We start from the raw sequence: 19888 nt of genomic DNA, 5'->3' as shown, positions 1-19888 counted from the left end.
TCGTCCGGTTTGTCCGTCCAGGAGAATTTATGAAATTGACCAACCTCTTCGCCACGCTGCTCAGCGTCGGTGTCATCAGCAGCATGTCGCCAGTCCAGGCTCAGGAATTGACCGGTACCTTGGCCAAGATCAAGAAGTCCGGTTCCGTCACCCTCGGTGTGCGCGACGGCTCCGTTCCCTTCTCCTACCTCGATGACAAGCAGCAATACCAAGGCTATTCGATCGACCTGTGCATGAAAGTCGTGACGGCCCTGCAAAAGCAGTTGGGCATGAGCGAACTGAAAGTGGTGATGAGCCCCGTCACGTCGGCCAACCGCATTCCGCTGATGGCCAACGGCACCATCGACCTCGAATGCGGCTCGACCACGAACAACCTGGAGCGCCAGCAGCAGGTGGCGTTCGCGCCGACCATGTTCGTCATCGGCAACCGCATCCTGTCGAAGAAAACCTCGAACATCAAGACCCTGGATGACTTGCGCGGCAAGACCCTGGTCGCCACGGCCGGCACCTCGACCATCAAGCAGATGACGATTTTGAACAAGGAAAAGAACCTGGGCATGACCATCGCCGTCGGCAAGGATCATCCTGAGTCGTTCCTGATGCTGGAAACGGGGCGCGCGGTGGCTGAAGCCAACGACGACATCCTGCTGGCGTCGCAAGTGGCCAATTCGAAGAACCCGAATGACTACGAAATCACCAAAGAAGCGCTGTCGGTCGAGCCGTACGGCATCATGCTGCGCAAGGGTGACCCGGCCTTCAAGAAAGTGGTCGACGATGCCCTGACCCGCTTGTACAAGAGCGACGACATCAATCGCATTTATGCGAAATGGTTCACCTCGCCGATCCCACCGAAAAACATCAACCTCAATTTCCCCATGCCGCCGCAATTGAAGGCCGTGTTCACGAATCCGACCGACTCGGGCGACCCGGCTGCGTATGCGGCTGTACCCGAAGCGCAAAAGACATCGGACAAACGGAAAAAGTAACAAGAGTGCGTAACAAACCGGGGGGCGCGAGCCTCCCGGTTTTATTTGCGGGACGGCGGCTGGTTGGCCGCTTTGCTTTAGCTGCATGGGAAGGGTGAACATGAATTACAACTGGAATTGGCGCATCTTCTGGGAGATCTCCCCCGATGGCGTGGGCACGTATATGGACACTTTGTGGTCCGGCCTGGTATGGACCTTGGCCACGGCTGGCGTGGCCTGGATCATGGCCTTGATCCTGGGCCTGGTGATCGGCACCGTGCGCACTTTGCCGAACAAATGGCTGGTGGGCGTGGCCAATGCCTACGTTGAATTATTCCGCAATGTGCCATTGCTGGTGCAGATGTTCCTCTGGTATTTCGTGATGCCGGAATTGCTGCCGCCGGACCTGGGCGCCTGGGTCAAGTCGCTGCCGAACGCGCCATTCGTTACGGCCGTTGTGTGCCTGGGCTTCTTTACCTCATCGCGCGTAGCGGTGCAGGTGACGACCGGCATCGAAGCGCTGCCGCGCGGGCAGAAACTGGCTGGCACCGCGCTCGGCCTGACCCTGCCGCAAACCTACCGTTTCATCTTGCTGCCGATGGCCGCGCGCGTCATCATGCCGCCGCTGACCAGCGAATTTTTGAACATCATCAAGAACAGCTCCGTGGCATTGACCATCGGCCTGATCGAACTGACGGCCAGCGCGCGCGCCATCCAGGAGTTTTCCTTCCAGGTGTTCGAGGCGTTTTCGGCCGCCACCATCATTTACGTCGTCGTCAATCTGCTGGTGGTGGTGCTGATGCACTTGATCGAGAAAAAAATCGCGATTCCCGGCTTCATCGTCGCTGGCGCCAAGACAGGAGGACACTGATATGTTCGGTAATTTCGACTTCGATGTCATCTCCCGCTCGTGGGTTTACCTGTTCCAGACCGGCATGGTCTTCACCTTGAAACTGACGGCGCTGGCCATGGTCGGCGGCATCGTGCTGGGCACAATGCTGGCGCTGATGCGCCTGTCCAGCAACCGCCTCATCTCGGGCGTGGCGTCGAGCTACGTCAATCTGATACGCTCGATCCCGTTGGTGCTGGTGATCTTCTGGTTCTATTTCCTGGTGCCGTACATTGCCGCCTGGGTCATCGGCGCCAACGAACCCGTGAAAGTGGGCGCATTTTCTTCCGCGCTGATCACCTTCATCCTGTTCGAGGCGGCCTACTATTGCGAGATCATGCGCAGTGGCATACAGTCGATTCCCCGCGGCCAGGTATGGGCCGGCCAGGCGCTGGGCATGAATTACGGGCAGACCATGGCCAGCATCGTGCTGCCGCAAGCCTTCCGCAACATGATCCCCGTGCTGCTGACGCAGACCATCGTGCTGTTCCAGGACGTGTCGCTCGTGTACGTGTTGTCGATCCCCGATTTTGTCGGCGCCGCCTCGAAAATCGCGCAGCGCGACGGCCGCCTGGTGGAAATGTATGTGTTTGTCGCCGTCGTGTATTTCGTGCTGTGCTATGCCTTGTCGTTCCTGGTAAAACGCCTGCAGAAACGCGTCGCCATCATTCGCTAACCGAAAAAGAAAGAACAAGATGATTGAACTCAATAACGTCAGCAAATGGTATGGCCAGTTCCAGGTACTGACCGACTGCAGCACCAAGGTCGCCAAGGGTGACGTGATGGTCATTTGTGGTCCGTCCGGCTCCGGCAAGTCGACCCTGATCAAGACCGTTAACGGCCTTGAACCGATACAGCAGGGACAGATCATCGTCGACGGCATCACCGTCAACGACCCGAAGACGAACTTGTCGAAACTGCGCGCGCGCATCGGCATGGTGTTCCAGAACTTCGAGCTGTTTCCGCACTTGTCGATCCGCGAAAACCTGACCATCGGCCAGATCAAGGTGCTCGGCCGCAGCGCCGATGAAGCCAATGCCAAGGGCTTGAAATACCTGGACCGCGTAGGCCTGCTGTCGCAGCAGGATAAATTCCCGGGCCAGCTGTCGGGCGGCCAGCAGCAGCGCGTGGCCATCGCCCGCGCGCTGTCGATGGACCCGATCGCCATGCTGTTCGACGAGCCCACTTCGGCGCTCGATCCTGAAATGATCAACGAGGTGCTCGACGTGATGGTGGGCCTGGCGCAGGAAGGCATGACGATGATGGTCGTCACGCATGAAATGGGCTTTGCCAAGCGTGTCGCCAACCGCATCGTGTTCATGGACCAGGGCAAGATCATCGAGGATTGCAGCAAGGATGACTTCTTCAACACCACACGTTCGGATCGCGCGCGCGATTTCCTTGCCAAGATCATTCATTAACTAGTGGCGCGCGAGCAGAAGCTGACGGCCAACTGGCTGCATCCTGATTCGCGCGTACTCCTGATAGTGAAAACGGCCAGTGCACACTGGCCGTTTTGTCGTCCGGCCGCAAGCGTGCACGCACCCGCACGACCGGCGCGACGCTCGTGCGGCTGGTAAAATGGTGTCATCCGCAACGACCGCCTGAGAGCTGCCGCCATGTCCACACTCGATCACACCCCGACTTCCATCACCATCACCCGTCCTGACGACTGGCATTTGCACCTGCGCGACGGCGCCGTCATGGCCAGCGTGCTGCCACACAGCGCGCGCCAGTTTGGCCGCGCCATCGTCATGCCGAACTTGAAACCGCCCGTCACTACCACGGCGGACGCTAGCGCCTACCGCGAGCGCATCCTGGCCGCCGTGCCTGAAGGCGTGAACTTCGATCCGCTGATGGTGCTGTACCTGACGAACAACACTTCGCCCGACGAAATCCGTCGCGCGCAAGATAGCGGCATCGTGCAAGCCGTCAAGTTGTATCCGGCCGGCGCCACCACCAATTCCGACCTGGGCGTGACGGATTTAAAGAATTGCTACAAGGTGCTTGAAGTGATGCAGGAAGTGGGCATGCCCTTCCTCGTACACGGCGAAGTGACGGACCCGGAGATCGACATTTTTGACCGCGAAGCCGTCTTTATCGAGCGCGTAATGCGCCCGCTGCGCAGCGCCTTCCCGGCCCTGTCCGTGGTGTTCGAACACATCACTACCAAGGATGCGGCGCAGTATGTGGCCGAAGCGGAAGGTCCGATCGCCGCCACCATTACGGCGCATCATTTGCTGTACAACCGCAACGAGATTTTCAAGGGCGGCATCCGTCCGCATTACTACTGCTTGCCCATCCTCAAGCGCGAAGAGCATCGCTTGGCGCTGATGACGGCCGCCGCCAGCGGCGACGAGCGCTTCTTTCTCGGCACCGACTCGGCGCCGCACGCGCAAGGCGCCAAGGAAATGGCCTGCGGCTGCGCCGGCTGCTATACAGCCCTGCATGCGATGGAAATGTATGCCGAGGCGTTCGAACGGGCCGGCGCACTGGATAAACTGGAAGCGTTCGCCAGCTTCCACGGCCCTGCCTTCTACGGCGTGCCGCGCAACACGGACAGCATCACCTTGAAGCGCGAAAGTTGGACTTTGCCAGACTCGCTGCCGCTCGGTGACAGCCACGTCATTCCGCTCAACGCGGGCGAGCAGATCAATTGGAAAATGGTCTAAGCGTTCATGTTGCCATCGATAGACTGGAGCCGCCCCTGGTTTGCCACGGTGCTGCCGGCGCGGCGGCAGCTGGACCTGCAACGCGACACGGTAATTGCCGCGCTGAACGGGCAGGCGCGGGTGCTGGACTTGCGCAATCCCTCCGGCCTGCCGCTGTGCTTCGTGCCGCAAGCCGACCTGCCCGAAGGCATGGCTTACGAGGAGTTCATCGGCGCGACGGGCGGCGTGCCCACGCGCGATAATCTGCACGATTTTTTCAATGCGCTCGTGTGGCTGACCTTCCCGCGCATCAAGCGACAGTTGAATGCGCTGCAGGCGGCGCAGATCGCCCTGTCCGGCGTCGGCAAATCGCGCGGGCCGGCACGCGACGGCGCCACCATCTTTGATGAAAATTGCGCCTTGCTGGTACTGCGCGACAGCGATGCCGGACGCGCGCTGGAAGCGGCCTTGCGCGGCCACGACTGGCGCAGCGCTTTCATTATGCAGCGCGACAAGTTTGGCGCCGGCGGCGACGCCGAAGTATGGCTGTTCGGCCACGCGCTGATGGAAAAACTGGTGGTGCCGCGCAAGGCCATCACGGCGCACACGCGCGTGATTTTTGCCGGCGACGCTTACTTTGCGCTTGATGCCGCGGCACGGCGCGCCTGGCTTGACGAACGCGTGGCGCAAGACCTGGCCAGTGATGGCTTGACGACAGCCGACTTCACGCCGCTGCCCGTGCTTGGCTTGCCCGGCTGGTGCGAGGGCCAGGACGACGATTTTTACAATGACGCGGCGGTGTTCCGCCCGAAGCGCAAGGCAGCTGACCCAGAAAGAGATCGATAGCATGGAAAACACCGTCCGCTGGGGCATCCTCGGCACCGGCAAGATCGCCCATGCGATGGCGCATGGCTTGCGCGATGCGCCCGGCGCGCAGCTGCTGGCAGCCGCTTCGCGCAGCGCTGCCGGGGCGCAGGCCTTCGGCGCGCAATTCGGCATCGAGCGTTGCCACGGGTCTTACCAGGCACTGGCCGATGATCCCGACGTGGGCGTGATCTACATCGCCACGCCGCACACCTTGCATGCGGAAAATGCCTTAATGTGCCTGGCTGCCGGCAAGCATGTCGTGTGCGAGAAACCGTTCACCATGAACGCGCGCCAAGCGCAGGCCGTGGTTGACCTGGCACGCGACAAGAAATTGTTTTTGATGGAAGCCATGTGGAGCCGTTTCCTGCCTGCCGTGCAGGAAGCGCAGCGCATCATTGCCAGTGGCGAAATCGGCGCCCTGCAGCAGGTGCAGGCCGATATCGGTTTTGTCGCCAACTTCCCGCCCGAGCACCGTATATTCAATCCTGAACTGGGAGGCGGTGCGCTGCTCGACGTGGGCATTTATCCGCTGTCGATGGCGGCGTTTTTCCTCGGCCCGGTATCGCAGGTTCAGGCACTCGCTGAAATGGGCTCCACTGGCGTCGATGAGCAGGTCGTGTTTTCATTGCGTCACGCGGACGGCGGCACTTCATCCTGCGCCTGCAGCCTGCGCGCGCAAACGCCGACAGAAATGCGCATTTCCGGCAGCCTGGGACGCATCCGCCTGCCTAACCGTTTTTACAAACCAGATCATCTGATCGTTGAAGCGATGGATGGCGGGTACCGCGTCGTCGCCGCGCCTTATCTTGGCAATGGCTACACGCATGAGGCGATCGAAGCGATGCGCTGCATCCGCGCCGGCTTGCTGGAGAGCCCCGTCATGCCGCACGCGGACAGCGTGGCGCTGATGCGCAACCTTGACACCATACGCGGCCAGATTGGGCTGATATACAGCGCCGATAAGGCCTAAGGAGTAGTATGACACTGCACTCATCGCGTCCCAGCCTGAAAACTGTCCTGATCGCCAGCGGCGTCGTCCTGACCCTGGCGATGGGCGTGCGCCACGGCCTGGGCTTCTGGATGCAGCCGATCTCGCAAGCCAATGGCTGGACGCGTGAAACGTATTCGCTGGCGCTGGCCATGCAAAACCTGATGTGGGGCGTCTTCGGTCCGTTCGCCGGCATGGCGGCCGACCGCTTCGGCACCATGCGCGTTGTCATCGTCGGTGCCATCAGCTATATGCTGGGCCTAGTGTGGATGGCCCTGATGACGCAACCCATCCTGTTTATCGCCGGTTCCGGCGTCTTCATCGGTCTGGCGCTGGCCTGCACGGCCTTTGGTGCCATCAGCGGCATCATCGGGCGCAGCGCGCCGCCCGAGCAGCGCTCGTGGGCCTTCGGCATCTCGTCGGCAGCAGGTTCCTTCGGCCAGTTCCTGATGATGCCGGTGGAGCAGCAACTGATTTCTGCCGTGGGCTGGCAAAACGCCTTTTATGTGCTGGCCGCGCTGGTGCTGCTGGCGATGATTCCGATGGCCTTCTATTTGCGCGAGCCCCCCGTCTCGCACGCCAGTGGTGCGCAGCAAAGCATCGGTGCAGCCTTCCATGAAGCCATCGCCAGCCGCTCGTTCTGGCTACTGTTGGCGGGTTATTTTGTCTGTGGCTTCCAGCTGGTCTTCATCGGCGTGCACCTGCCGGCCTACCTGAAGGATCAGGGCTTGATGAATCCGAACATCGCCGTCACGGCGCTGGCGCTGATCGGCCTGTTCAACATCGTCGGCTCTTACTACGCGGGCAAACTCGGTGGAAAAATCGCCAAGCGCTATCTGCTGTCGGCCATCTACGTGACGCGCGCCGTGGTCATCACGCTGTTCCTGCTGGCGCCCTTGTCGGCGTGGTCGGTGTACCTGTTTGCCGTCGGCATGGGCGTGCTGTGGCTGTCGACCGTGCCGCTGACGAATGGCATCATCGCCGGCATCTTCGGCGTCAAGCACCTGTCGATGCTGGCCGGGATGGTGTTCTTCTCGCACCAGGTCGGCAGCTTTCTCGGTGCGTGGCTGGGCGGCTATCTGTACGAGCACCAGGGCAGTTACCACGTCGTGTGGATGATTACCATCGGCCTTGGCTTGCTGGCCGCGCTGATCAACCTGCCTATCGACGAGCGCGCCGTCAAGCGTGTGGCGGTGGCGGCGTAATGGGCAGCTGGCGCAACTGGCTGTGGCGCCTGGCTGGCGCCGCGCTGCTGGCCATCGTCTTCATGGCGTATTTGCGCCCCGACTTCATGCTCGACCTGGCGAACCGCTTCTGGATGTGCATGTAGACTGCGCGGGCGCAAGGTAGTTTGCGAAAAGTCGGATTACGCTACGCTAATCCGACCTACCTGACCTGCCGTCAGCGTATTTGCGTAGGTCGGATTAGGCCGCAGGCCGTAATCCGACATCACCCGAAAACAAACAATACCGATAGCGTCTAGGCCGCAGGCCGTAATCCGACATCACCCTGAAACCATGCGATACCGACGCGCATTCCAGCCAGGTGGAAGCTTTTTCTTCACGGTGGTGACGGCTCATCGCCGACCCATTTTTTCGTCGGCAACAGCCGTGGACTTGCTGCGTGGCTCGTTCAGCGCCGTGCGCCATAAAAGGCCATTCGCTATCGACGCTATCGTCATCCTGCCTGACCATCTGCACTGCATCTGGACCTTGCCTGAAGGCGATGCCGATTTCATGTTGCGCTGGCGCTTGATCAAGACGTGGTTCAGCAAGCATAGCGATCTTGAAAATATCTGGCAGCAACGGTATTGGGAGCATGTCTTGCGCGACGAGCGCGACTTCGCCAACCATGTCGATTACATCCATTACAACCCTGTCAAACATGGTTTAGTGGGCAAAGTTATCGATTGGCCGTGTTCCAGTTTTCACCGGTATGTAAAGCACGGCTTGTATGCAGAGGATTGGGGCGGGGACGCTGTGGCGATTGAGTGTGTTGGGCGGGAGTGAGGAGTGCTAACAATGTTGTCGGATTACGGCCTGCAGCCTAATCCGACCTATGCGACGACGAAAACGCCAAGTCGGGTTGAACTGACCCCAATAAGTTGGACACCAACCTATTGGGGTTTTTCATGTCGAAGTACGCAGAACAGTTCAAGCTGGCAGTGGTCAAGCAATACCTTGCCGGCGCGAGTGGTTTCCAATTCTTGGCGAACCAGCATGGTGTTCCTTACTCCATGGTTCGCAAGTGGGTGGGACTATTTCGCCAGCATGGTGAGGACGGCTTGCGAAAGAAGTTCAGCCACTATGATGCAGACTTCAAGCTTTCGGTATTGCAACATATGTGGGCCAATGACTTGTCTTATGGCAAGACTGCTGCAGTTTTCAATATTCGGCATCATGCCGCCGTGGGCGTATGGGAGCGCTGCTATCATACGGGCGGTATAGACGCCCTCATGCCACGTCGCCGTGGCAGACCCACGAAAATGCCCAGCCCTCCAGACACAAAGCCATCTTTGCCCGTTAATGATTCAGAGCGTACCCACGAGGAGTTGGTCGCAGAGGTGAATCAGTTGCGCATGGAGGTGGCCTACCTAAAAAAGTTGCGGGCCTTAGTTCAATCACAGCAGCTACCGCAGGCGACAGCACGCAAAAAGCGCAAGTAATTATTGAACTAAGGCAGCACTTTCCCCTGGCTGGCCTGCTCAAGCTGGCCGGCTTGGCGCGCAGCACTTTTTACTATCAACAGAAGGCGGCGCAGGTCTGCGACAAGCATCAGGAACTGAAAAAGCAGATTGGCATCATCTTTGCCTTCCATAAGGGGCGCTACGGCTATCGGAGGGTCACAGCGGCGATTCGGCAGCTGGGCGAAAAGGTCAACCACAAGACCGTTCAAAGCATGATGGGCAAGCTCGGTCTCAAGTCACTGGTGCGGCCAAAGAAATACCGTTCGTACAAAGGCGAAGTAGGCCACGCTGCCCCTAACGTTCTGAAGCGGCAATTTGATGCACCATGCGCCAATCAGAAATGGGTCACCGACGTGACGGAATTCAATGTCTCTGGCGAGAAGCTGTATCTATCTCCGGTGATGGACTTGTACAACGGCGAAATCGTTGCATTTGAGACCGCCAGGCGGCCAGCGTTCGAACTGGTGGGTGTCATGCTCAAGAAGGCGCTGGCGAAGCTTAAAGCGGGCGAGAACCCCATTCTTCATTCGGACCAGGGATGGCAATACCGAATGCCTGCGTATCAGCGGGCGTTGCGGAACAAGCACGTTGTGCAAAGCATGTCGCGTAAGGGCAACTGCCTCGATAACGCGGCAATGGAGAGCTTCTTCGCAGTGCTGAAATCGGAGTTCTTTTACCTGAACAAATTCAGCAGCGTCGAAGAGCTACAAACCGGCATCAAGAAATACATTCACTACTATAATCACGACCGTATTAAGATGAAACTAAAAGGGCTGAGTCCCGTGCAATACAGAACCCAGCCCTTGGCCGCCTAACAAACTTAACCGTCCAACTTTACGGGGTCAGTTCAGGGTAAGTCGGATTAGCGCACAGCGCGTAATCCGACAACACCCTGAAGCATGCAATACCAGATTTACACTTTCAAAAACTCTTCTTTCCCACCCAGCCAGCGTGCCAAGTGTGCCTCGACGGTAGTCGCGGCGGCGGCCGTGGTGGCGTGCAGCAAATCGTGCGCCACGTCGCGCGCCTGATCTACCAGCCATTGATCCGTTTCCAGGTCGGCAAAGCGCAGCATGGCCTGACCGGACTGGCGCGCACCGAGGAATTCGCCGGGGCCGCGTATTTCCAGGTCGCGCCGCGCGATCTCGAAGCCATCGGTCGTCTCGCGCATGGTCATCAAACGCTGGCGCGCCACGCCGCCCAAGGGGCCCTGGTACAGCAGCAGGCACACGCTGGCCGCCGTGCCGCGCCCCACGCGGCCGCGTAGCTGGTGCAGCTGCGACAGGCCGAAACGCTCGGCGTGTTCGATCACCATCAGCGAAGCGTTCGGCACATCGACGCCCACCTCAATGACGGTAGTGGCCACCAGCACATGGATATGGCCGGCGATGAAGGCATCCATCACTTCCTGCTTTTCCGCCGCTTTCAAGCGGCCATGCACGAGGCCTACCTGCAGCTCGGGCAAGGCTTCGGCCAGCATCATGTAGGTATCGGTGGCCGTTTGCAGCTGCAGCGCTTCCGATTCCTCGATCAGCGGGCAGACCCAGTACACCTGCCGGCCTTCCAGCGCGGCCGCATACACGCGGGCGATGACCTCGTCGCGCCGGTTCTGGTCGATGGAGCGCGTGACGATGGGGCTGCGTCCGGGCGGCAGTTCGTCGATCACCGACACTTCCAGGTCGGCGTAGTAGGTCATGGCCAGGGTGCGCGGGATCGGCGTGGCCGACATCATCAACTGGTGCGGCACGGCCGCGCTGTCGCCCTTGTTGCGCAGGGTCAGGCGCTGGCCCACGCCGAAGCGGTGCTGCTCGTCGACGATCACCAGGCCCAGTTTGGCAAACAGCACATTGTCCTGGATCAGCGCATGCGTGCCGATCACCAGTTGCGCTTCGCCCGATTCGATCAAGGCCAGCGCCGCCGTCTTTTCCTTTTTCTTCAGACTACCCGTCAGCCAGGCGACCTTCACGCCCAGCGGCTCCATCCAGGCGGCGATCTTGCGGAAGTGCTGCTCTGCCAGAATCTCTGTGGGCGCCATCAGCGCGGCCTGGTAGCCGCTGTCGATAGCCTGCGTGGCGGACAACGCCGCCACCACCGTCTTGCCGCTGCCGACATCGCCTTGCAGCAGCCGCTGCATCGGATACGGCTGGTGCAAGTCGGCGCGGATTTCTTCCAGCACGCGGGCCTGCGCGCCCGTCAGCTTGAACGGCAGGGCTGCGCCAAAGGCATGCGACAGGGTGCCGACGATGGGTAGCTGTGCGGCGCCTTTCGAGCGGCGCGTGCGCTGGGCGCGTTTCAGCGACAGCTGCTGCGCCAGCAGTTCATCGAATTTCATGCGCACCCAGGCCGGGTGCGAGCGGTCCATCAGCGCGCTTTCATCGATGTTCTGCGGCGGGTAGTGCAGCAGGCGCACGGCAGCCTGGAAAGGCGACAGCTGCATCTGGCGCAACAAGTCGTCAGGCAGGGTATCGTGCCAGTCGATGCGGTGCATGGCGGCGGCGATCTCGCGCCGCAGGACGTTCTGCGACAGGCCTTCGCCGGACGGGTAGACGGGGGTCAGCGCCGTGGGCAGCGGCGCGCCCTGGTTGACCACCTTGTAGTTCGGGTGCACCATCTCGGCGCCGAAAAAACCGTGTTTGAGTTCGGCGCGCGCGCGCACCCGCGTGCCTTCGGCCAGTTGCTTGACCTGGCTGCCGTAGAAATTCATGAAGCGCAGCAGCAGGTTGCCCGTTTCGTCGGCGATCGTCACCAGCAACTGCTTGCGCGGCTTGAAATTGACTTCGCACTTGGTGACGACACCTTCCACTTGCCACGACTCGCCGCCGCGCAGGCAGGCATCGCGGATGGTGTAGATCTTGGTCTCGTCCTCGTAGCGCATCGGCAAGTGCAGCACCAGGTCCATGTCCGTGCGCAAGCCCAGTTTGGCCAGCCGGCTTTCCGTGCTGACCGCTTTTTTGGCAGCTTTCGGCTTCGCGGCGGGCTTGGCCGTGGGAGGAGGAGCGGGCTTTGGATCGGGCATATGCAAGGTTTTGGTGCCAATAGCGCAGGTTTTTATGCCGCTAGCGTAAAATAGAGGGTTGTCCGGCACACCCTGTGCGTACCGCAGTCGTCGTTGTTGCGGCGGATTATTGTAATGCCTGTATAGGCGCACAGTATAGTGCCAGATGTTCCATTGCGCACTCCTAATCATTTTTGACGTACTTTTGAAGCAAAACGCATGTATTCGCTATCCGATTTCGATTTTAATTTGCCGCAAGAAAACATTGCGCAAACTCCCTTGGCCGAGCGCAGCGCCTCGCGCCTGTTGCATCTGGATGGCGACGCCCTGATCGACCGCCAGTTCGCCGACATCGTCGGACAGCTAGCCGCGGGCGACCTGCTGGTGATGAACGATACGCGCGTACTCAAGGCGCGCTTCTTTGGCGTCAAGGAAAGCGGCGGCAAGATCGAGGCGCTGGTCGAGCGCGTACTCGATGAGCGCACCGTGCTGGCCCAGGTGCGCGCGTCGAAGTCGCCGCCGCCCGGTTGCCGCATCCGCCTGGCCGACGCCTTCGACGTGACGGTTGGCCAGCGCACCGGTGAATTCTTCACGCTGCATTTCGAGGCCGACGTGTTCGAGCTGATCGAGGCGCATGGCCGCTTGCCGCTGCCACCCTACATCGAGCACGATGCGGATGAATTTGACGAAACGCGCTACCAGACTGTCTTCAACAAGGTGCCCGGCGCTGTCGCCGCGCCGACGGCCGGCCTGCATTTCGATCAGGCCCTGCTCGATCAATTGAAGGCCAAGGGCGTCAACTTTGCCTATGTGACCCTGCACGTGGGCGCCGGCACCTTCCAGCCCGTGCGCACCGAAGTACTGGCCGAACACAAGATGCATACCGAGTGGTACACCCTGTCGCAGGACACCGTCGATGCCGTGCGCGCCGCGCAACGGGCCGGGCGCGACGTGGTGGCCGTCGGCACGACCAGCCTGCGGGCGCTGGAATCGGCTTCGCAAAGCGGCCAGCTGGTGGCGGGCAGTGCCGATACGGCCCTGTTCATCACGCCCGGCTATGCCTTCAAGACGGTGACGCGTTTGATTACCAATTTCCATTTGCCCAAGTCGACCCTGCTGATGCTGGTGTCGGCCTTTGCCGGCTATGCGCCGATCCGCAGTGCTTACGCGCATGCGATCGCGCAGAACTACCGATTCTTCAGCTATGGCGATGCGATGCTGCTCACTACGCAGTCGCGTGCTCCGCTTGCGCTGAACCTTGACACTCCCGTGAAAGACTGACCATGCTGGAATTTACACTACTCAAGACCGACACGAGCGGCCTGACCAAGGCACGCCGCGGCACCTTGAAACTCAACCATGGCGTCGTGCAGACGCCAATCTTCATGCCAGTGGGTACTTACGGCACCGTAAAAGCCATGTCGCCGCTGGAACTCAATGAGATCGATGCGCAAATCATCTTGGGTAACACTTTCCATTTGTGGTTGCGTCCGGGTAACACCGTCATGGAGAAATTCGGCGGCTTGCACGGTTTCATGGGCTGGAACAAGCCGATTTTGACCGATTCGGGCGGCTTCCAAGTGTTTTCGCTGGGCGCCATGCGCAAGATCACGGAAGAGGGAGTGCATTTCAATTCGCCCATCAATGGCGATAAATTGTTCCTCTCGCCGGAAGTGTCGATGCAAGTGCAGCGCGTCTTGAATTCCGATATCGTCATGCAGTTCGACGAGTGCACGCCATACGAAATCGCCGGCCGCCCGGCCACCATCGAGGAAGCGGCCAAGTCCATGCGCATGTCTTTGCGCTGGGCGCAGCGCTCGAAGGACGAGTTCCACCGTGGTGAAAACCCGAACGCGCTGTTCGGCATCGTGCAGGGCGGCATGTTCGAAATGCTGCGCGACGAGTCGCTGGCCAAGCTCGAAGAGATCGATTTCCCCGGCATCGCCATCGGTGGCCTGTCCGTCGGCGAGCCGAAGGAAGACATGATGCGCATGCTGGCCCACGTGGGCCCGCGCCTGCCTGCCAACAAGCCGCATTATCTGATGGGCGTGGGCACGCCCGAAGATCTGGTGGCCGGCGTGTCGAACGGCATCGATATGTTCGATTGCGTCATGCCGACGCGTAACGCTCGCAACGGCTGGCTGTTTACCCGTTTCGGCGACATCAAGATCAAGAATGCCAAGTATAAGGAAGACCAGGCGCCGCTCGACGACACCTGCAGCTGCTACGCCTGCCGCAACTTTTCGCGCGCCTACCTGCACCATTTGCACCGCTCCAAGGAAATTCTCGGCGCGCGTTTGAATACCATCCACAACCTGCATTACTACCTGGACTTGATGCGCCAGATGCGCGAGGCGCTCGACGAAGACCGTTTCCACGCGTTCACGCTGCAATTCCATGCCGAGCGCGCACGCGGAACTTAAGAAATGCTTAGGTTCAAGAGCCGCGAGGCCCTGAGCTGATGTTTTCGAGATTGGTGCTTGGACTGGGGCGATAAAGCATTGCATAATGCTTTTTTAGCCCCATTTGAAGTTGCCATGCCTGCAATTCGCGGGATGGTCTTTTGTCAATGCTAGAATACAGCGCTGTTTTTTCAAACTGATTAGAACTGGAGTCAACGTGTTTTTCATTTCCAACGCTTATGCGCAAGCCCCTGCCGACGCTCTCGGTTTCGGCGGCAACCTGACCAGCTTCCTGCCGCTGGTACTGATGTTCGTGGTGATGTATTTCCTGATGATACGTCCACAGCAAAAGCGTGCCAAAGAACAACGGGCGATGATGGACGCGCTGGCCAAGGGTGACGAAGTCGTCACCGCTGGCGGCATGCTGGGCCGTGTTGTCAAGGTAGTGGACGCCTACGTCACCATCGAAGTGGCGACCAGCACCGAAATCACGGTGCAAAAGAGCTCTATCACCACCCTGTTGCCTAAAGGCACCCTGAAGGCGCTGTAATTGCTCGCCGTCGCTACGCATGTAGCGACTGACCGGGCGGCTACCCGCCGCCTATCGCGACGCCTCCGACGCCTCCGACGCTCAACACTGAACGCTGAATCACTATGAATCGCTATCCTGCCTGGAAATACATCATCATCGTCGTCGCCTTATTGCTTGGCGCACTCTATACGGCGCCCAATTATTTCGGTGAGTCACCGGCGCTGCAAGTAACCAGCGGCAAGTCGACTGTCAAAGTGACGGGCGAGCTGATGACGCAAGTCGAGCAAATTTTGACGAAAGAAAACGTCAAGTCGGAAGGTGTCACCATGGATGGCGCCGGCAACCTCGCCTCCGTGCGCGCGCGCTTCGCCGATCCCGATACCCAGTTCAAGGCAAAACTGGTGCTGGAAAAAGACCTGAATCCCGATGCCACCGATCCGGCCTACATCGTGACGGTCAATCTGCAAGCCAATACGCCAATGTGGATGCAAAAATTGCACGCCTTGCCCATGTTCCTGGGCCTCGATTTGCGTGGTGGCGTGCACTTCCTGATGCAGGTTGATGCGAAAGCCGTACTGAACAAGAAAGTCCAGGGCGTCCAGTCCGCCGCGCGTAGCGTCTTGCGCGACAAAAATATCCGCCACGCCGGCATCGAGCGCGTGGGCGATAGCGTGCAGATCAACTTCCGCGATGCGGAAACGCGCGGGAAGGCAAAAAATGTCTTGTCCGACCAAATGTCGGAACTGGCATTCGCCGATGCCGGCGAAGGCAGCGACTTGAAACTGAACGTCAGTCTCAAGCCGGCGGCCCTGAAGGCGACCATCGACGAAGGCGTGAAACAAAATATCTCTACCTTGTCCAAGCGCGTCAATGAGCTGGGCGTGGCTGAGCCGCTGATCCAGCAACAAGGTCCGGACCGCATCGTGGTGCAACTGCCTGGCGTGCAGGACGTGGCCCGCGCGAAAGCCATCATCGGCCGCACAGCCACCCTGGAAGTGCGCCTGGTCGATGAAAGCATCGTGCCTGGCACGGAATTGTCGAGCGCAATTCCGTTCAACTCGGAATTGTTTACGGTTGGCAAGGGCGTGCCTGTCGTGCTGGCGAAAGACGTGATCCTGACAGGCGACTATATTTCCAGCGCCACGGCCAGCTTCGACCAGAACCAGCAGGCGGCCGTGTCGATCGACTTGAACGGCGACGGCGGGCGCAAGATGCGCGAAGCGACGCGCGAACGCGTGGGCAAGCGCATGGCTATCGTGCTGTTTGAAAAAGGCAAACCGGAAGTGCTGTCGGTGGCGACCATCCAGCAAGAACTCGGTTCGCGCTTCCAGATCACCGGCATGGGCGGTGCGGAAAACGCGAATGAACTGGCGCTGCTGCTGCGCTCGGGCGCTTTGTCGGCCCCGATGACCGTCATCGAAGAACGCACGATCGGACCGCAACTGGGCGCGGAAAACATCGCCAAGGGTTTCCACTCGACCTTGTATGGCTTCATCGCTATCGCCGTCTTCATGATCGCCTATTACATGCTGTTCGGCGCCTTCAGCGTGCTGGCCCTGGCCACCAACCTGCTGCTGCTGGTCGGCTTGCTGTCGATGATACAGATGACCTTGACCTTGCCAGGTATCGCCGCTATCGCGCTGGCGCTGGGCATGGCGATTGACGCCAACGTATTGATTAATGAGCGTATCCGCGAAGAGCTGCGCGCCGGCAATACGCCGCAAGCAGCGATCTCTGCCGGTTTCGATCGCGCCTGGGCCACGATTCTCGACTCCAACGTGACCACCCTGATCGTCGGCCTGGCGCTGCTGGCCTTCGGCAGCGGTCCAGTGCGCGGCTTCGCTGTCGTGCATTGCCTGGGTATTCTGACCTCGATGTTCTCCTCCGTCTTCGTTTCGCGCGGCGTGGTCAACCTCTGGTATGGCCGCAAGAAAAAACTGACGACCTTGTCGATCGGCACGGTGTGGGTGCCGGGCATCAGCAAATAAGCCACGGCCCAGACTCACCCAATAGCGTCAACAGCGATAGCGTCCGGTGGCATGGCCAGCCGGACGCACAGAATAGAACTCAGAGGATTTCATGGAATTTTTCCGGATTAAAAAAGATATTCCCTTCATGCGCCATGCGTTGATTTTCAACGTGATTTCGGCGGTGACCTTCCTTGCCGCCGTCTTCTTCCTGGTGCACAAGGGCTTGCACCTGTCCGTTGAATTCAAGGGCGGCACCCTGATGGAGGTGAAATACCCGAAGGCGGCCAATCTTGAAGGCATACGCGGTACCCTCATCGCCATGGGCTATGAAGAGCCTGGCGTGACCAGCTTCGATACGGCGCGTGACGTGATGATACGCCTGCCGGTGGAAAAGGGCGTCAGCGCCGCCAACACCTCGCAGCGCGTGTTTGACGCCCTGTGCAAGGCCGAGCAAGGCACGAGCAAGGCGATCGACACCGTCACGGCCAAGGGTGAGCATGTGCTCAAGAGCGCGTGCATGGACGCCGCTGGCAGTGAGGCAGTCGTGTTGCAGAAAGTCGAATTCGTTGGTCCGCAAGTGGGCGAGGAACTGGCGCAGAACGGCTTGAACGCGCTGGTGGTGGTGATTATCGGTGTGATGATCTATCTGGCCATCCGTTTCGAGTGGAAATACGCGGTCTCGGCCATTATCGCCAACTTGCATGACGTGGTGATCATCCTGGGCTTCTTCGCCTTCTTCGAGTGGGAATTCTCGCTGACGGTGCTGGCGGCGATCCTGGCGGTGCTCGGTTACTCGGTCAACGAATCGGTGGTGATCTTTGACCGTATCCGCGAAAACTTCCGCAAGCAGCGCAAGGCTTCCGTGCATGAAGTGATCGACAGCGCGATCACCAGCACCATTTCGCGTACCATCATCACCCACGGCTCGACCCAGCTGATGGTGCTGTCGATGCTGGTCTTCGGCGGCCAGACCCTGCACCACTTTGCACTGGCGCTGACCATCGGTATCTGCTTCGGTATTTACTCGTCCGTGTTCGTCGCCGCCTCGATCGCCATGTGGCTGGGCGTCAAGCGCGAAGACTTGATCAAGCCGATCAAGGAAAAGGACGAAACCGACGGCGCCGTGGTTTAAGCGCAGTCGATTGCATGACGAATTCAAAAACGATCACCGCGGTGGTCGTTTTTTTTAACCGATGGCGATGAAACGTTGGATAGTGATGGCCATCATGGCAGGCCTCAGTATGCTGGCCAGCGGCGCGCAGTTGCGCCGTGTGGCTAGCGATGCCATCACCCTGCGTGGTGCCATTGCCGAGGGCGACGTGGACAAGCTGCGCCAGCTGGTCACGCCAGGGATCAACGTATTGCGCGTCAATAGCGACGGTGGTGATCCGCAGGCAGCCATGCTGCTGGGGCGCTACCTGCGGCAACTGCAATGGGGTCTTGCCGTCCTCGGTGTTTCTGGACGCACGATTGAGCGCGAGTCAGGAAAATGTGCGCGCTAAGTGTGCCAGCGCACGGAAGCGGCGCAGCGCAGCGCATAAGATAGGACTGTCTCTTTCAGGACATCCCTAGCTTTGGACTTTACCCGCTTACGAGCGGGTTCTTTTTTTCCGCTTACGAGCGGTTTTTTTTCCGCTTACGAGCGGGGTTTTTTTCCGCTTTGGAGCGGATTTTTTGGTTTCGAGCGATTTTTGTGCAGCGTTTGAAAAGTGGCTTGATAAATTGATCATCGCTGCACATATGCGGCGTCTCCCACTTTCAGCAGGTACGCCATGTTTATGCCTCGCCATCCAAAGCCTCTGTTGAGCACCCGGGCGGTCGCCACGCAAGTTGTCCAGCAAAAGCAGGCGAGCAAGGCCATGGACAAGCATGTGTTGATCGTGGACGAGGTCAAGCCGGCGCCAGCGTCGCCAGCGCCGCCAGTGATCAAGAAGCCTGCAGTTTAGTGCACCAGCACCTGTAGCAGCGACTGCACTTCTTCGTCCGACTCTTCCATGATGCTCGACAGGGTCGCATTAGCGCCGATCACGCAGTCGATGCTGCCGGTGGTGCGGGCGGCCCGCACGGCGATGGCGGCAGGGCTTTCGTTGAGGGGCGAGGCCACCGGCGCCAGGTCATTGGCCAGCAGCAGCGTGTCGCCCAGCGATTCAGGCGGGATGGCGCGCAAGCCTTCCCACAGCGCACCGATGGCGCTCATCACCGCGTCCGGCACCTTCAGTTTGGTCAATACGCCATGACCGATGGCTTGTTCGCCATGTTCGATCCAGTCCTGCGGCTCGCCGTCGAGGATGCCGGGGAATTCGGCCGCGCGCGACAGCAGATAAAAGCCGCCCACCTCATGCATGATGCCGGCAAACAGGGCCGTATCCGGGTCTACCCTGGTGACGCGGCGCGCCAATACCTGCGACAGGGCCGCCACGTGGGCCGTATGTTCCCACAGTTGGTTGGCCTTCGCCTGCACGACGGGATCGGTGATGGTGCTGCCCAGTTGGCGCACGATCAGCGACGCCACCACCGATTGCAAGGTGCGCACGCCGAGCCGTTGCACGGCATTGCGCACACTGGTGATGTCGTTGCCGGAACGGTTGAATGCCGCCGAATTGGCGATGGCCACGGTGCGCGCGGCCAGCAGCGGGTCCGCTTGCACCAGCTTGGCAGCGGCCTCGATGTGGCAGTCGGGATCGGCCAGCGCCTGTTGCAGCTTGAGCGAAGCGTCCACATTGGCGGGAAAGGTCAGCTCGCCACGAGCGGCTTGTGCGGCGATGCTTTTAAAGGCGTCGAGTCTGTTCATTGAAAAAATTATACTCGCAATATTTCCGTACGGAACTTTTTAAGCGTGATCTTTTCGCAAACAAGCGAGTAAAAGGCAAGTAAAGCCTGGTCAACGGGGAAGGCCTGCCACTGTGTCAGCGGCAGGCTTTTTTTTGATGCTAGGCAGCGTTA

19 protein-coding genes and 1 pseudogene are annotated in these 19888 nt (G+C 59.7%); 18 read left to right on the top strand and 2 right to left on the bottom strand.

Annotated features, from left to right (window positions below):
* The first annotated feature begins 29 nt into the window (after positions 1-29).
* The 11 genes and pseudogenes from H4V96_RS20295 (at position 30) to H4V96_RS20245 (ending at position 9861) form a co-directional block, all read left to right on the top strand.
* A complete protein-coding gene (locus H4V96_RS20295) occupies positions 30-986 on the top strand; it encodes an amino acid ABC transporter substrate-binding protein (RefSeq protein WP_010401926.1) in 957 nt (318 codons plus the stop codon).
* A 100-nt stretch (positions 987-1086) separates the two neighbouring features.
* Complete coding sequence (locus H4V96_RS20290; RefSeq protein ID WP_010401924.1) at positions 1087-1836, top strand: amino acid ABC transporter permease; 750 nt, start codon at positions 1087-1089, stop codon at positions 1834-1836.
* A gap of 1 nt (position 1837) precedes the next feature.
* Positions 1838-2530 carry an ABC transporter permease subunit gene (locus H4V96_RS20285; protein WP_070346077.1) on the top strand — a complete coding sequence of 231 codons (693 nt, stop codon included), beginning with the start codon at positions 1838-1840 and terminating at the stop codon, positions 2528-2530.
* Between the two features lie 19 nt (positions 2531-2549).
* The gene (locus H4V96_RS20280) at positions 2550-3275 is read left to right on the top strand and encodes an amino acid ABC transporter ATP-binding protein (RefSeq protein ID WP_010401921.1); all 726 of its coding nucleotides are present in this window, start codon (positions 2550-2552) and stop codon (positions 3273-3275) included.
* Between the two features lie 198 nt (positions 3276-3473).
* Entirely contained in the window at positions 3474-4526 is a 1053-nt protein-coding gene (gene pyrC / locus H4V96_RS20275) for a dihydroorotase (RefSeq protein ID WP_010401919.1), read from the top strand.
* A 6-nt stretch (positions 4527-4532) separates the two neighbouring features.
* Positions 4533-5351: a DUF3025 domain-containing protein gene (locus H4V96_RS20270; RefSeq protein ID WP_196855690.1), complete on the top strand. Its 819-nt coding sequence runs from the start codon at positions 4533-4535 to the stop codon at positions 5349-5351.
* 1 nt (position 5352) lies between these two features.
* Complete coding sequence (locus H4V96_RS20265; RefSeq protein WP_196855689.1) at positions 5353-6342, top strand: Gfo/Idh/MocA family oxidoreductase; 990 nt, start codon at positions 5353-5355, stop codon at positions 6340-6342.
* 8 nt (positions 6343-6350) lie between these two features.
* A complete protein-coding gene (locus H4V96_RS20260; RefSeq protein WP_196855688.1) occupies positions 6351-7565 on the top strand; it encodes an MFS transporter in 1215 nt (404 codons plus the stop codon).
* A complete protein-coding gene (locus H4V96_RS20255; protein WP_261980839.1) occupies positions 7565-7690 on the top strand; it encodes a hypothetical protein in 126 nt (41 codons plus the stop codon). The genes H4V96_RS20260 and H4V96_RS20255 overlap by 1 nt, the downstream gene beginning before the upstream one ends.
* A gap of 187 nt (positions 7691-7877) precedes the next feature.
* A complete protein-coding gene (locus tag H4V96_RS20250) occupies positions 7878-8369 on the top strand; it encodes a transposase (protein WP_196855687.1) in 492 nt (163 codons plus the stop codon).
* A 122-nt stretch (positions 8370-8491) separates the two neighbouring features.
* A pseudogene (locus H4V96_RS20245) lies at positions 8492-9861 on the top strand (IS3 family transposase).
* Between the two features lie 98 nt (positions 9862-9959).
* Here the strand turns inward: H4V96_RS20245 and recG are convergent.
* Positions 9960-12062, bottom strand: coding sequence for an ATP-dependent DNA helicase RecG (gene recG / locus H4V96_RS20240; RefSeq protein WP_196855686.1), 2103 nt, complete (start codon positions 12060-12062; stop codon positions 9960-9962).
* A gap of 198 nt (positions 12063-12260) precedes the next feature.
* Between recG and queA the strand changes: the two genes are divergently transcribed.
* From queA to H4V96_RS20205, 7 genes are all read left to right on the top strand, one after another.
* Complete coding sequence (gene queA, locus H4V96_RS20235; protein ID WP_196855685.1) at positions 12261-13322, top strand: tRNA preQ1(34) S-adenosylmethionine ribosyltransferase-isomerase QueA; 1062 nt, start codon at positions 12261-12263, stop codon at positions 13320-13322.
* Between the two features lie 2 nt (positions 13323-13324).
* Positions 13325-14464, top strand: a complete 1140-nt coding sequence (gene tgt / locus H4V96_RS20230; protein ID WP_010401896.1) for a tRNA guanosine(34) transglycosylase Tgt — start codon at positions 13325-13327, stop codon at positions 14462-14464.
* A gap of 196 nt (positions 14465-14660) precedes the next feature.
* Entirely contained in the window at positions 14661-14993 is a 333-nt protein-coding gene (gene yajC / locus H4V96_RS20225) for a preprotein translocase subunit YajC (protein WP_010401895.1), read from the top strand.
* Between the two features lie 104 nt (positions 14994-15097).
* Positions 15098-16963 (top strand): protein translocase subunit SecD, encoded by a 1866-nt coding sequence (gene secD, locus H4V96_RS20220; protein ID WP_196855684.1) that lies wholly within the window; start codon positions 15098-15100, stop codon positions 16961-16963.
* A 91-nt stretch (positions 16964-17054) separates the two neighbouring features.
* Positions 17055-18077 (top strand): protein translocase subunit SecF, encoded by a 1023-nt coding sequence (secF, locus tag H4V96_RS20215; protein ID WP_010401883.1) that lies wholly within the window; start codon positions 17055-17057, stop codon positions 18075-18077.
* Positions 18078-18144: 67 nt separating this feature from the next.
* On the top strand, positions 18145-18447 hold the full coding sequence (locus H4V96_RS20210) for a hypothetical protein (protein ID WP_196855683.1): 303 nt from the start codon (positions 18145-18147) through the stop codon (positions 18445-18447).
* Between the two features lie 300 nt (positions 18448-18747).
* Complete coding sequence (locus H4V96_RS20205) at positions 18748-18891, top strand: hypothetical protein (RefSeq protein ID WP_280721129.1); 144 nt, start codon at positions 18748-18750, stop codon at positions 18889-18891.
* Here H4V96_RS20205 and H4V96_RS20200 read toward each other — a convergent pair.
* On the bottom strand, positions 18888-19736 hold the full coding sequence (locus tag H4V96_RS20200) for an HDOD domain-containing protein (protein WP_010401881.1): 849 nt from the start codon (positions 19734-19736) through the stop codon (positions 18888-18890). The genes H4V96_RS20205 and H4V96_RS20200 overlap by 4 nt on opposite strands.
* Positions 19737-19888 lie beyond the last annotated feature (152 nt).

This window comes from Janthinobacterium sp. CG_23.4, from assembly GCF_029892305.1.
Classification (GTDB): domain Bacteria; phylum Pseudomonadota; class Gammaproteobacteria; order Burkholderiales; family Burkholderiaceae_D; genus Janthinobacterium; species Janthinobacterium lividum_D.
The sequence above is the reverse complement of the archived record's forward strand: the minus strand, read 5'-3'. Positions and strand labels throughout refer to the sequence as shown.